Raw genomic sequence first — 12,625 nt, forward strand, 5'->3', positions numbered from 1 at the left:
TCAGGTCGCCTTGCAATAGGGTTGCGCGCGGGTCCAGGCTGCCATCGCCTCCCGCTTTTCGCTCGACCGCAGCGGCGCCCAGTCGCGCCCGATGCCGCGGTTGCCGCCCCCGGCCACCAGCCCGTCCTTGGCGACCTGGGTCGACATGATCTCGACCGCGCATTCCAGGTTGGCCTCGCCGTCCTTCAGCGCGCCGACCGAAGTCGCATCGCAGCCGTAGTTCGCCGCCGACCGGGGCGAGATCTGCATCAGCCCGATCCAGCGCCCGCCGCCGCCCGAGGCCTTTTCGTTCCAGGTGCTTTCATACTTCGCCACCGCCGAAAGCAGCCCGGTCCAGAATGCCCGACGCTCTTCGACCGAGGCATCGGTATACCCGGGGCACCAGGTTTCAATGTCGGCGGGAACCCGCTCGGACAGTTGCGGATCCTTGGTTGACACCGCCACCAGGGTCGATTCGGTCCACTCCGCCCCCTCGGGATGGTGGTCCCATTGCATCGGTGGAGCGACAAAGGACATCTGATCCTCCGGCGCCGTGCTGATACAACCCGACAGCGAAACTGCCGCAAACATTCCCAGAATCATGCCCTTGTGCATGTCGACGTCACCCGAAAATCACCGCATTTCCCTTTTTTCGCCCTGATCCGGCATCACGGTCCGCCTGTGGCAGCCGAAACCTGCCCGGAGGGCGAGTCGATGCTAGTTACACCGTCGCTGATGCATGTGAAAACCCGCGCGGGACGCGGTCAGCAAGAAGATGCCACTCTGCTACGGCCGGTTGCCGGGCCGGGCGGGGAGTTCCTTGACGGGCTGACGGCCGAGCAGGTGCTGGGGCGGCTCGACGTTCCCGTGATGCGTCTGGGTGCCGAGCGGACCGAATGGCAGTGCATCCGCGACGATCATGCCGCGATGGCCGCGGCAGGTGAATGGGCCGACCTCCTGGAGGCGCTGCGCTATACCGACCAGGAACGGGTGATGGCCTCGGGCGGGCACCGTGTCGCGCCGCTGATCAGCGAAGGGATGCGCGCGGGGCTGGCTGCGGCGATCGCGCGCAAGGACTGGACGACCGCCGTGGCCGAGGTCGAAACGCTCGAAGGCCTCTACGACCGCAACCCGGACGACTACTGCGCCGCGCAAGTCGTGGCGCAGGGTCATCTCGACTATGCCAATGCCCGGCGCAAGACCGCGCCGCAGGGCCAGCTCTCACGCGAGATCTGGTCGGAAGGCGCGGTGCATTTCGAGCGTGCCGAAACCCTCGTCACCCTTTTCGATCCCATCGAGGAAATGTCGCCCCTTCTCGCCGGCACCCGCTACGGCCTGATCCCCGGGATCGAGGACGGGGCCGCCGTCAGCCGCGAATGGTATGAGGACTGGGTCGACCTCGACCCCGAGGATGCCGCCGTCCATGCCGCCCATGCCGTCAACATGCTGCCCGGCTGGTATGGCTCGCTTTCGGGCTTCGAACGGGCCGCGCGGCGGTCCGTCCGCATGACCGAGGCGGTCACCGGCAAGGCCTCCTACGCGGTGTTCCACATCGCCGCCGCCGAGGCGCTGGGCGACCTGTCCCCGACCCTGGAGCTGGAGCTTTTCCTCGAGGCGCTGCACGACTACCAGATCGCCACCGGCTGCCAGCATCGCGCCAATGTCGCCGCCTGTGTCCTCTCCGGCATGGCGATGAACTTCCGCAAGGACGGGCAGGGCGCCGCCTGGCAGCTGACCAAGACGCGCGCTGCGCTGTCCGACGTGCTCTGGAACCGCCTGCGCGAAATCCAGATGGATTGCTGGACCAGCCGGACCGAAACCCTCGCCTTCGCCATGGCCGAGGTCTTCGGCCCCGCTCTGAAACGCGGCGCGCGGATCGTGCGGCGGGGCGACGGCCTCGGCACGCTGGTGCGGCGGACCTGACACCTCCCCTTGCCCTGTCGCGGCTTGCGGCCTAAACCCGGCCGCAGGACCGCTTTCGGAGGCACCCCATGCTCGACCTGACCTATACCGCGCCCGCGCCCAAGGTGATCGCCGGGGCCAGGCACGACTGGGAGCTGGTCATCGGCATGGAAATCCACGCCCAGGTCTCCTCCAACGCCAAGCTCTTTTCCGGCGCCTCCACCACCTTCGGTGCGGAGCCTAACTCCAACGTCGCCTTCGTCGATGCCGCGATGCCGGGAATGCTGCCGGTGATCAACGAATTCTGCGTGGAACAGGCGGTCCGCACCGGGCTGGGGCTGAAGGCGCAGATCAACCTGACCTCGGCCTTCGACCGCAAGAACTATTTCTACCCCGACCTGCCGCAGGGCTACCAGATTTCCCAGCTCTATCACCCGATCGTGGGCGAGGGCGAGGTGATCGTGGAACTGGCCCCCGGCATCGCCCGCCGCGTCCGGATCGAGCGCATCCACCTGGAACAGGACGCCGGGAAATCCATTCACGACATGGACCCGAACCTGAGCTTCGTCGACTTCAACCGCACGGGCGTTGCCCTGATGGAGATCGTGAGCCGCCCCGACATCCGCGGGCCCGAGGAAGCTGCCGCCTATGTCACCAAGCTGCGCCAGATCCTGCGCTACCTTGGAACCTGCGACGGCAACATGCAGAACGGCAACCTGCGGGCCGACGTGAACGTCTCGGTCTGCCGCCCCGGCCAGTACGAGAAATACCAGGAAACGCAGGACTTCTCGCACCTGGGAACCCGCTGCGAGATCAAGAACATGAACTCGATGCGCTTCATCCAGGCCGCCATCGACTTTGAGGCCCGCCGCCAGATCGCTATCATTGAGGACGGCGGCACCATCGTGCAGGAAACCCGCCTCTACGACCCCGACAAGAACGAGACCCGCTCGATGCGGTCGAAGGAAGAGGCGCATGATTACCGCTACTTCCCCGACCCCGACCTTCTGCCGCTCGAGATCGAGCAGGCTTGGGTCGATGGCATCCATGCCGCGATGCCGGAACTGCCCGATGCCAAGAAGGCCCGCTTCATGGCGGACTATGGCCTGACAGACTATGACGCCAACGTGCTGACCGCCGAACTGGATTCAGCACGGTATTTCGATGACGTCGCGAAAGGCCGTGACGGCAAGATGGCAGCGAACTGGGTCATCAACGAACTGTTCGGGCGGCTGAAAAAGGAAGGCCACGACATCACCGAAAGCCCGGTTTCGACCAAGCAGCTTGGCGGGATCATCGACCTGATCGCCGCGGGCACGATCAGCGGCAAGATGGCCAAGGACCTGTTCGAGATCGTCTATACCGAAGGCGGCGACCCGGCGCAGATTGCCGAGGCTCGGGGCATGAAGCAGGTCACCGACACCGGCGCGATCGAAAAGGCGGTGGACGAGATCATCTCCGCGAACCCGGATCAGGTGGAAAAAGCCAAGGCGAATCCAAAGCTTGCGGGCTGGTTCACCGGCCAGGTGATCAAGGCCACCGGCGGCAAGGCCAACCCGGCCACGGTCAACGCGCTGGTCGCGGCGAAGCTGGGGCTCTGAACCCGGCTGTTGCCGCAGAACCGCGCATCGGCGGAAAAAAGCTTCCGTGATTTGCGGTTAGCGCAAGTTTCTCATATGAATTCCCGACCAAACCGGGAGAAACCCGATGCAGCGTTTCGAGTTCAAGGTCATTCCCGCCCCGAAGCGCGGGGAAAGGGCCCGTGGCGTGAAGACCACAGAAGACCGCTTCGCGCTGGCCCTGACCACCCTGATGAACCAGCTGGGCGCCGAAGGCTGGGACTACGTTCGCGCCGATGCGCTGCCCTGCGAAGAGCGGGTCGGCCTGACCGGCAGCAAGACCACCTTTCAGAACGTGCTGGTCTTCCGCCGGGTGATCGAGTCGCTTGCCCCCATAGCTCCGGGCACCACGCGGCTGCTCTTGCAGGAGCCGCTGCCCGCCGCCCGCCGTCTCGGCCCCGCCGAGGTCCCGGCGCCGGGCAATGCCCCCGCGCTCGGTCCTGCCAAGTCCGACCTCGCCGCCGAGTGATCAGCCCGCAGCCTTAAGCGCCAGAGGCAGGGTTTCCTCAAGGATATCCAGCGTCCGGTCGTCGCCCAGGCTGATGCGGATGCAGCGGTCCAGCGGCGCGACCCCTGGCATCCGGATGAACACCCCCAGCCTGCCCAGTTCCGCCAGCAGCTTCCGCGCGTAATCCCCGTCGCGGCCGCAGTCGATGGTGACGAAATTGGTGGCGGATGGCAGGGGGACCAGCCCGTTCGACACTGCAATCGCCGAAAGCCGCGCGCGCGCCGCAACCGTCCTGTCCTTTACACTTCTCAGCCAGTCCTGATCCCTCAGCGCCGCCAGCGCCCCGGCCTGGGAAATCCGGCTCATTCCGAAATGATCGCGCACCTTGTCGAAGGCCAGCGCCAGATCGGGGTTGGTGATCGCATAACCCACCCGCGCGCCCGCCAGAGCGTAGCCCTTGGAAAACGTCCGCATCCTGATCACCTGCGGATGCTCCGCCGGGATCACCGGCACCGAGCTCTCGGGCGCAAGGTCGGCATAGGCTTCGTCCAGAATCAGAAGCGCGGTGTCCGGCAGGTTCGCCACCATGTCCTCGATCACCTGCGCGGGGTGGTGGCTGCCCATCGGGTTGTCGGGGTTGGCGAGGTAGACCAGCCGCGCAGCCAGGGATTTCGCTTCGGAAACAAGTGCTTCCGGGTCCTCATGATCGCCCTTGTAGGGCACCCGGGTCAAGGCCCCGCCATAGCCCGCGACATGGAAGTTGAAGGTTGGATAGGCGCCAAGACTGGTCACCACCGGCATGCCGGGTTCCAGCGTCAACCGGCAGACCAACCCCAAGAGCCCGTCGATCCCCGGACCCACCGCGATATGGCCGGGCGTCACGCCATGATGCGCCGCCAGCGCCTGTTTCAGATCATGGTTCTCGGGGTCGCCATACATCCAGGCGCCCGCCGCCGCCTCCCGCATCGCGGCCACCGCCCGGGGCGAGGGGCCGAACAGGCTCTCGTTCGCCCCGAGCCTTGCACGGAACGAAATGCCCGTCCGTCGCTCCAGCGCCTCGGGCCCCGTGAAGGGGACGGTGGAGGAAAGCTGGGCGGCATGGGGGGTGAGGAAGCGCGACATGATGGCAGGCTGGCACGGGCCAGCGGACCGCGCAAGGGCTAATTCCTTAGCACTCCAGTCGGCTTTTCCGCGCGTTTCCAGACTGTTAGCGGGCAAACTGCGACCGCACGCCGCAGCAATTGCACTTTAGAATTGATCTAGATCAGGGAGGTTTTTCCGCACTGCAGCGATACTTGCGGCGAACCAGCAGACCCGAACCGGAGGCAGCCATGCGGTCACTCACCTATGCCCTGATAGCCACGACAGCCCTTGCGGGGCCCGTCGTCGCCGACGCCTTGCACGACGCGGCGGTGGAGCAGTTCAAGCCCCTGCCATCCACCCTTCCGGCGCTGAACGACAATACCGTCACGCCCGAAAAGATCGCGCTCGGCAAGGCGCTGTTCTTCGATCCGCGGCTCTCGGCCTCGGGCGTCTTCTCCTGCTATTCCTGCCACAACCTGACCACCGGCGGTGACGACAACATGGAAACCTCGGTCGGCCACGGCTGGCAGAAGGGGCCGCGCAACGCGCCGACCGCGCTGAACGCCGTCCTGAACGAGGCGCAGTTCTGGGATGGCCGGGCCGATGACCTGGCTGCCCAGGCCAAGGGTCCGGTGCAGGCCGGCGTCGAAATGGCGAACACGCCCGACAATGTGGTGGCGACACTCAGCTCGATGCCGGACTATGTCGCCTGGTTCGCAGCCTCCTTCCCCGACCAGGCCGATCCGGTGAACTTCGACAATATGGCCAAGGCGATCGAGGCCTTCGAGGCGACGCTGCTGACCCCGGCGCCCTTCGATGCCTACCTCAACGGCGACGACAACGCGCTGACCGCCGAGGCCAAGGCCGGGCTCCAACTCTTCATGGACAAGGGCTGCTCCGGTTGCCATTCGGGCGTGAACGTCGGCGGGCATGGCTACTATCCCTTCGGCCTGGTCGAGAAGCCCGGAGCCGAAGTGCTGCCCGAGGGCGACAAGGGCCGCTTCAAGGTCACGGAAACCGCGTCGGACGAATATGTCTTCCGCGCCGCGCCCCTGCGCAACATCGCGCTGACCGCGCCCTACTTCCACTCGGGCAAGGTCTGGGACTTGAACGTGGCGGTCGAGATCATGGCGGAAAGCCAGCTGGGCGAAAGCCTGAAGCCGGAAGAAACCGCGCAGATCGTGGCCTTCCTGAACAGTCTCACCGGCACCATGCCCGAGGTGAGCCTGCCGGTCCTGCCTGCGGAAACCGCCGGCACGCCGCGGCCGACCACGATGGTCGAATGATCCTGTGAACGATAGGGGGCGGTCTTCGGGCCGCCCTTTCCCTTTGCGCCTCAGCGCAGGAACTGCAGCGCACTTCCTCGGCGATGGCCTGCCGCATCTCCAGCCGTGCAAGTTCGGTCGTCGCGGCTTTCCGCTCCGCCTCACCGGTCAATGCCGCAAGATGTTCCCGCTGGGTCGCGACAGCCTTCTTCAGCACGATTTCCTCGGGCAAGACCCCCGCTTGCGCCATAATCCGAAAGCCCACCGCATCGCCGGGCGAGACGAAGGCGTCTCCGGGCCGGTCCGGAAGCGGCTTGCCCTCGCCCTCCAGCCCCTGCAACTGGCCTTTCAACCGGGCCTTCTGGATCTGGCGTTCGACCGGGCGCGACAGCCAGGACATGCATCACCTCCTGTCCGTGAAGGTGGGTCCATGCGGCCGACGTTGCAAGGCGCTTGCCACGGCTCTGCCCGGCAAAACGCGGACGGGAAAGCGTCAGTCGGCGGGTTGGTAGGCGACCGTCAGCGCATAGTCTGTCAGGATCGGCGGGCGGGCATGTTTCGCCAGTTCCTCCGTGGACGGGGCAAGGCCCATCAGCGTCAGCGTCAGGCCCGCGACCGTGGCGCTGCGCTCGCCATCCTCGCACAGGTTGCACAGCACGATCTGCGCCAGCTCGCCCTTCGGCGGCATCACCGTGATCTCGGCGCGGATCATGCCTTCCCAGTAGCAGTCCACCCCCGCCGGGCAGCGCTGGTCGTCGACTTTCGTCAGCAGCAGGACCACCCCGCTGTCCGCGACCGCCTGCCCCTCGCCGCCCCTCAGGACGATCTGCGGCAGCGGCTCTTCGGAATAGGGCAGGGCCGCCGTGACCGTGCAGGCAAGAAGAGCGAGGGCGGAAACGAGAAGGCGCATGTCGGTGTCCTTTCCGGGGGTTGCATCAATCTGACGCATCCACCATGGAAAGGCTTGGGCGGGATTTCCCTACCGCCGAAAACTAACCCAGGTCCGCCAGTCGGGCCAGGGCCTCCCCGATCTTCGATGCCTCTTCCTGGCGCGCCTCCAGGTTCGAGGTCGCCTCCATCACCACATCCTCCGGCGCGGACCTGACGAAGTTCGGATTGTCGAGCCGCCCTTTCAGCCCGCCGATCTCCTTCGCCAGCTTGTCCAGCGCTTTCTGCAACCGCGATTTCTCCTCGGCGATGTCGATCAGCCCGGCGAGCGGGATCGCGAAAGCCGCCCCCTCCGCCGCCACCGCGATGCTGCCCTTCGGTGCCGCACCTTCGGTGACAGTCTCCACCCGCGCCAGCCGCTTGATCAGCGCCTCGTTGCGCTGGAACGCCGCGCGGGCCTCGTCGGTGAGCGAGGTCGCCACCAGATCGGCCTTGAGGCCCACCGGCACATGCACCTGCGCCCGGGCAGACCGGATATCGTCGATCAGCGTGGTGACGAAGGTCATCTCGCGTTCCGCGTCGCGGTCGATCAGGGTGGCGGGCAGCTCCGGCCAGTCGGTGTGGACCAGCAATTTCGCGCGCTTGCCGGTGGTGCCCCACAGCTCTTCGGTGATGAAGGGCATGAAGGGGTGGAGAAGGATCATCGACTGGTCCAGCACCCAGGCCATCGTCGCGCGGGTCTCGGCAGCATCCGGGCCGTCGAACAGCGGCTTGGCGAATTCCACATACCAGTCGCAGACCTTGCCCCAGACGAACTTGTAAAGCGCATCCGCCGCCTGGTCGAAGCGGAAGTCCGCCAGCGCCACGTTCACCTCGGCCAAGGTCTTCACCGTCTCGCCGATGATCCAGCGGTTCGCGGTCGCCTTGGGGTTGGGGGTGGGGCCGGTCGCGTGACCCTCCCAGACCCCGTTCATCTCGGCGAAGCGGCAGGCGTTCCACAGCTTCGTTCCGAAGTTCCGGTAGCCCGCGATCCGCTGGGTGTCGAGCTTCAGGACGCCGCCAAGCGAGGCCATCGCCGCATTGGCGAACCGCAGCGCATCGGCGCCGTATTCGTCGATGATCTCCAAGGGGTCGATGACGTTGCCCAGGGACTTCGACATCTTCTTCCCCTTGGCATCGCGGACGAGGCCGTGGAGGTAGACGGTGCGGAAGGGAATGTCGTCCACCACGGCCAGCTGCATCATCATCATCCGGGCGACCCAGAAGAACAGGATGTCCTGCCCGGTCACGAGGACCGAGGTGGGGAAGTATTTCTTCAACTCCTCGGTTTGTTCCGGCCAGCCGAGCGTGCCGATGGGCCAGAGGCCGGAGGAGAACCAGGTGTCGAGGACGTCGGGCTCGCGGTAGATCGTTACGGCGCGAACCGTGTGACCATTCCTGTCATACGGCATGCTGTGCGACGGTTGACCCGCGCCATTCGATCCGAGCGAAACGCCCACCTCGAAGTCCGGCCCGTAGTATTCTTTGGCCAATTCCCGCGCTGACTCGCTGTCCGGTGCGCAAAAACTCACCTGTGAGAACTTCTGGCCTTCCTCGTTGCCAATGAAGTCCTTGGCGACCCCATACCACACCGGAATCTGGTGCCCCCACCAGAGCTGGCGCGAGATGCACCAGGGCTCGATGTTCTCCAGCCAGTGGTAATAGGTCTTCTCGCCGCTCGGCGGGATGATCTTCGTCCGGCCGGTCCGCACCGCATCAAGCGCGGGCTCGACGATCTTGGCGGTGTCGACGAACCACTGGTCGGTCAGCATCGGCTCGATCACGACCTTGGACCGGTCGCCGAAGGGCTGCATGATCGGTTTCGCTTCGACATAGGGGACGTAGGCCGGGGCGTGCCCCGGCTCTTCCGCCGGAGTCGGGGCACGCCCCGACCTACCAAGACGCGGATCGTCGGGAAGCACCATCACCGCCAGCCCCTCCGCGGTGATCTGCTCCACCACCTGCTTGCGCGCCTCGTAGCGGTCCAGTCCGCGCAGGTCGTCCGGCACCAGGTTCAGCGCGTCCACCTCCGCCTCGCTCAATGCAAACGGCTGCTCGGCGAACCCCGGCGTCGCATAGCCCTTGGCCACCAGCCAGGCCCGCGACATGCGCAGCGCCACTTCCGCCGCCTCGGCATAGGGCACCCCGTCCGCCCGCATCTGCGCGCGGGTGTCCATGAGCCGGTAGCAGGGGATGTCGGCGCGCTTGGCCACCGCATAGTCGTTGAAGTCATGCGCTCCGGTGATCTTCACCGCGCCCGAGCCGAACGTCGGGTCGGGATATTCGTCGGTGATGATCGGGATCAACCGGCGGTGTTCCTTTGGCCCAACCGGAATTTCGCAAAGATGTCCGACGATTGGCGCATAACGTTCATCCGATGGATGAACCGCCACCGCGCCATCGCCCAGCATCGTCTCGGGCCGGGTGGTGGCGATGGAGATATAATCCCGCGTCTCACGGAAGGTCACATTCCCCTCCGCGTCTTTCTCGACATATTCGTAGGTTTCCCCCCCGGCCAAAGGATACTTGAAGTGCCACATATGGCCCGGCACCTCGATATTCTCGACTTCCAGGTCGGAAATCGCGGTCTCGAAATGCGGGTCCCAGTTCACCAGCCGCTTGCCGCGATAGATCAGGCCCTTGTTGTAAAGGTCGACGAAGACCTTGATCACCGCATCGTGGAAGTTGCCCTCCTCGCCCGCCGGAGCCCCCGGCGCGCCCGACATGGTGAAGGCCTCGCGGTCCCAGTCGCAGCTTGCCCCCAGCCGCTGCAACTGCCCGATGATCGTGCCGCGCGACTTCCGCTTCTGCTCCCAGACTTTCAGGGTGAACGCCTCGCGCCCCATCTCGCGGCGGCTGAGGTTGCCCTCCTTCGCCATCTCGCGCTCGGTCACCATCTGGGTTGCGATCCCGGCATGGTCGGTGCCCGGCTGCCAAAGCGTGTCGTCGCCCTGCATCCGGTGCCAGCGGGTCAGGATGTCCTGCAAGGTGTTGTTGAACGCATGGCCCATGTGAAGCGAGCCGGTGACGTTCGGCGGCGGGATCATGACCGAAAACGCCGGGCGTCCGGGCCTGGCATTCGCGCCCGCCTTGAACGCCTTGGCGTCCAGCCACAGCTTCGAGATCCGGGCCTCGGCCTCGGCGGCGTTGAAGGTCTTTTCCATCGGCATCGCGCATTCCCCTTGGTCCCGGCGGGTTCTAGCCTGACCCGCGCGGAAGGGGAAGCGCCGGAACGGGCGTCAGACTTCGAGGATGGGTTGGAAGCCGCCCCAGATCATCCGCTTGCCGTCGAAGGGCATCTCCATGCCTTCCATGCTGGTGTCGGCCATCATCGCGGCATAGGCCTTGTCGCGCGTGGCCTTGTCCGGCCAGACCATCCAGCAGAACACCACCGACTCACCCTCTTTCAGGTCAACCGCGCGGCGAAAGTCGGTCTGCTTGCCTTCGGGCACATCGTCGCCCCAGCACACCGTCATGGCTTTTGCCCCCTTGTCGCGGAACGAGGGCCACCATTTCTCCTCATGGGCGTGGTATTCGTCTTTCCGGCTGTTTTCGACCGGGATCAGGAAGCCATCGACATAGGCCATCTGCACTCCTCCAACAGGTGTCAAGCAAGGGAAACATCCAGCCCCCCGCGCCGGTTCCCGGTCAGACCGGCAGACCTGCGTCGGGCTTCGGCTGCGCCATGACGATCTGGCTTTGCACCCGGGCCACGGCAGGGTTCGGCAAGAGGCGATGGTGGATCAGGTCATTGAGCGCGGGCAGGTCGGCGCACCAGACCCGCAGCAGATAGTCGGCCTCGCCCGTCAGGGTCCAGCAGGCCACGACCTCGGGCAGGGTGGCGATCAGGCGCAGGAACTCGCGCGCGGTCTCCGGCGCATGGGCGGCCATCTGGACCTGGACGAAGGCCTGCACCGTCAGGCCCAGCTTGCCGGGCGACAACCGGGCTGCATAGCCGGTGATCAGCCCATCAGCCTCCAGCCGCGCACGGCGGCGGGCGGCCTGGCTGGCCGACAGGTTCAGAAGCGCACCAAGATCCTGCGCGGTGATCTGCGCGTCGGATTGAAGGGCCGCCAGCAGGCGAGAATCGGTTTCATCCATCATGCGCAATCCTCGCGCAGTTCGCGAAAAATGCAATAAATACACGCAGAATATTGAAGATCATGGCCAAAACTTGCGCGCCACCTGCGGGGAAGCCATGACATTCTGAAGCAGACCAGTCTTGCCCGGAGGAGAAACCATGGGTCCCTTTCCGCACAACGCCCCGCGTGCCGTGATCTCGCCCGAAAACCCCGCCGGAACCGACGGGTTCGAGTTCGTCGAATTCGCCCACCCCAACCCGGACGAATTGCGCGCCCTCTTCACCCGAATGGGCTATGCCCTGACCGCCCGGCACAAGACCAAGGCCATCGAGCTTTGGCAGCAGGGCGACATCACCTACATCCTGAACGACGTGCCCGGCAGCCACGCCCGCCGCTTCGTCGAGGAGCACGGCCCCTGCGCCCCCTCGATGGGCTGGCGCGTGGTCGACGCTGCCCATGCCTTCGTCCACGCGGTCGCGAACGGGGCCGAGCCCTACACCGGCACCGACAAGGCGCTGGACCTGCCCGCCATCGTCGGCATCGGTGGCTCGCTGATCTATTTCACCGACCGCTACAGCGACACGAACCCCTATGACGGCGAGTTCGACTGGCTGTCCATGCCGAAGCCGAAGGGCGTGGGCTTCCGCTACCTCGACCACCTGACCCACAACGTCCATCGCGGCAACATGGACACGTGGTTCGACTTCTACGGGCGCCTCTTCAACTTCCGCCAGATTCGCTTCTTCGACATCGAGGGCAAGTTCAGCGGCCTGCATTCCCGCGCCCTGACCAGCCCCTGCGGCCGCATCCGCATCCCGATCAACGAGGACCGGGGCGAGACCGGGCAGATCGTCGAATACCTTAAGCGCTACAAGGGCGAGGGCATCCAGCACATCGCCGTCGGGACGGACGACATCTACGCCGCCACCGACGCCATCGCCGAAGCGGGTCTGAAGTTCATGCCGAAGCCGCCGATGGCCTATTACGATCTGTCGAAGACCCGCGTGGTGGGGCACGAGGAACCCGTCGAGAAGCTCGCGAAGCACGGTATCCTGATCGACGGCGAGGGCGTGGTGGACGGGGGCGAAACGAAGATCCTCCTGCAGATCTTCTCCAAGACCGTCATCGGCCCGATTTTCTTCGAGTTCATCCAGCGCAAGGGTGACGATGGTTTCGGCGAAGGCAACTTCCGCGCCCTCTTCGAATCGATCGAGCAGGACCAGATCGACCGTGGGGTGCTGAAGGCGTCGTGATCCGCGCGGGCGTGGGCAGATTGCCCCCTACGCGGCGCCGGAGACCCGATTACCTCGCCGTCCTGCA

General features: G+C 65.5%; 11 protein-coding genes and 1 pseudogene. 5 read left to right on the top strand and 7 right to left on the bottom strand.

Features of this window, described 5'->3' with window-relative positions; translation table 11 throughout:
- Nucleotides 1-516: a transglycosylase SLT domain-containing protein gene (locus JNJ68_RS01610; RefSeq protein ID WP_363165184.1), complete on the bottom strand. Its 516-nt coding sequence runs from the start codon at nucleotides 514-516 to the stop codon at nucleotides 1-3.
- 177 nt (nucleotides 517-693) lie between these two features.
- On the opposite strand from JNJ68_RS01610, the gene JNJ68_RS01615 reads away from it, so the two are divergent.
- From JNJ68_RS01615 to JNJ68_RS01625, 3 genes are all read left to right on the top strand, one after another.
- Nucleotides 694-1,902 carry a hypothetical protein gene (locus JNJ68_RS01615; RefSeq protein WP_294978121.1) on the top strand — a complete coding sequence of 403 codons (1,209 nt, stop codon included), beginning with the start codon at nucleotides 694-696 and terminating at the stop codon, nucleotides 1,900-1,902.
- A gap of 68 nt (nucleotides 1,903-1,970) precedes the next feature.
- A complete protein-coding gene (gene gatB, locus JNJ68_RS01620) occupies nucleotides 1,971-3,482 on the top strand; it encodes an Asp-tRNA(Asn)/Glu-tRNA(Gln) amidotransferase subunit GatB (RefSeq protein ID WP_294978123.1) in 1,512 nt (503 codons plus the stop codon).
- A gap of 106 nt (nucleotides 3,483-3,588) precedes the next feature.
- Entirely contained in the window at nucleotides 3,589-3,969 is a 381-nt protein-coding gene (locus JNJ68_RS01625) for a DUF4177 domain-containing protein (RefSeq protein WP_294978125.1), read from the top strand.
- Here the strand turns inward: JNJ68_RS01625 and JNJ68_RS01630 are convergent, their stop codons facing one another.
- Complete coding sequence (locus JNJ68_RS01630) at nucleotides 3,970-5,070, bottom strand: pyridoxal phosphate-dependent aminotransferase (protein WP_294978127.1); 1,101 nt, start codon at nucleotides 5,068-5,070, stop codon at nucleotides 3,970-3,972.
- A gap of 209 nt (nucleotides 5,071-5,279) precedes the next feature.
- Here JNJ68_RS01630 and JNJ68_RS01635 point away from each other — a divergent pair, with 209 nt between their 5' ends.
- Nucleotides 5,280-6,317, top strand: a complete 1,038-nt coding sequence (locus JNJ68_RS01635) for a cytochrome-c peroxidase (protein ID WP_294978129.1) — start codon at nucleotides 5,280-5,282, stop codon at nucleotides 6,315-6,317.
- Between the two features lie 67 nt (nucleotides 6,318-6,384).
- Here JNJ68_RS01635 and JNJ68_RS01640 read toward each other — a convergent pair.
- The 5 genes and pseudogenes from JNJ68_RS01640 to JNJ68_RS01660 form a co-directional block, all read right to left on the bottom strand.
- Nucleotides 6,385-6,696 (bottom strand): annotated as a pseudogene (locus tag JNJ68_RS01640) (DUF1992 domain-containing protein); the annotation flags it as partial.
- 93 nt (nucleotides 6,697-6,789) lie between these two features.
- Nucleotides 6,790-7,206: a hypothetical protein gene (locus JNJ68_RS01645; protein ID WP_294978131.1), complete on the bottom strand. Its 417-nt coding sequence runs from the start codon at nucleotides 7,204-7,206 to the stop codon at nucleotides 6,790-6,792.
- Nucleotides 7,207-7,288: 82 nt separating this feature from the next.
- Complete coding sequence (locus tag JNJ68_RS01650) at nucleotides 7,289-10,393, bottom strand: valine--tRNA ligase (protein ID WP_294978133.1); 3,105 nt, start codon at nucleotides 10,391-10,393, stop codon at nucleotides 7,289-7,291.
- Nucleotides 10,394-10,462: 69 nt separating this feature from the next.
- Nucleotides 10,463-10,810: a DUF1428 domain-containing protein gene (locus JNJ68_RS01655; RefSeq protein WP_294978135.1), complete on the bottom strand. Its 348-nt coding sequence runs from the start codon at nucleotides 10,808-10,810 to the stop codon at nucleotides 10,463-10,465.
- A gap of 61 nt (nucleotides 10,811-10,871) precedes the next feature.
- Nucleotides 10,872-11,327: an Lrp/AsnC family transcriptional regulator gene (locus tag JNJ68_RS01660; RefSeq protein ID WP_294978136.1), complete on the bottom strand. Its 456-nt coding sequence runs from the start codon at nucleotides 11,325-11,327 to the stop codon at nucleotides 10,872-10,874.
- Nucleotides 11,328-11,463: 136 nt separating this feature from the next.
- Here JNJ68_RS01660 and hppD point away from each other — a divergent pair, with 136 nt between their 5' ends.
- On the top strand, nucleotides 11,464-12,558 hold the full coding sequence (gene hppD / locus JNJ68_RS01665) for a 4-hydroxyphenylpyruvate dioxygenase (RefSeq protein WP_294978137.1): 1,095 nt from the start codon (nucleotides 11,464-11,466) through the stop codon (nucleotides 12,556-12,558).
- The last annotated feature ends 67 nt before the right edge of the window (nucleotides 12,559-12,625 follow it).

Source organism: Tabrizicola sp. (assembly GCF_016793705.1).
In the GTDB taxonomy this organism is placed as follows: Bacteria; Pseudomonadota; Alphaproteobacteria; order Rhodobacterales; family Rhodobacteraceae; genus Tabrizicola.

What these genes read in the sequence shown, in the direction of transcription:
- JNJ68_RS01610 (WP_363165184.1), bottom strand. Translation starts at nt 516, where the DNA reads ATGTCCTTTGTCGCTCCACCGATGCAATGGGACCACCATCCCGAGGGG.
- JNJ68_RS01615 (WP_294978121.1), top strand. Translation starts at nt 694, where the DNA reads ATGCTAGTTACACCGTCGCTGATGCATGTGAAAACCCGCGCGGGACGC.
- gatB (WP_294978123.1), top strand. Translation starts at nt 1,971, where the DNA reads ATGCTCGACCTGACCTATACCGCGCCCGCGCCCAAGGTGATCGCCGGG.
- JNJ68_RS01625 (WP_294978125.1), top strand. Translation starts at nt 3,589, where the DNA reads ATGCAGCGTTTCGAGTTCAAGGTCATTCCCGCCCCGAAGCGCGGGGAA.
- JNJ68_RS01630 (WP_294978127.1), bottom strand. Translation starts at nt 5,070, where the DNA reads ATGTCGCGCTTCCTCACCCCCCATGCCGCCCAGCTTTCCTCCACCGTC.
- JNJ68_RS01635 (WP_294978129.1), top strand. Translation starts at nt 5,280, where the DNA reads ATGCGGTCACTCACCTATGCCCTGATAGCCACGACAGCCCTTGCGGGG.
- JNJ68_RS01645 (WP_294978131.1), bottom strand. Translation starts at nt 7,206, where the DNA reads ATGCGCCTTCTCGTTTCCGCCCTCGCTCTTCTTGCCTGCACGGTCACG.
- JNJ68_RS01650 (WP_294978133.1), bottom strand. Translation starts at nt 10,393, where the DNA reads ATGCCGATGGAAAAGACCTTCAACGCCGCCGAGGCCGAGGCCCGGATC.
- JNJ68_RS01655 (WP_294978135.1), bottom strand. Translation starts at nt 10,810, where the DNA reads ATGGCCTATGTCGATGGCTTCCTGATCCCGGTCGAAAACAGCCGGAAA.
- JNJ68_RS01660 (WP_294978136.1), bottom strand. Translation starts at nt 11,327, where the DNA reads ATGATGGATGAAACCGATTCTCGCCTGCTGGCGGCCCTTCAATCCGAC.
- hppD (WP_294978137.1), top strand. Translation starts at nt 11,464, where the DNA reads ATGGGTCCCTTTCCGCACAACGCCCCGCGTGCCGTGATCTCGCCCGAA.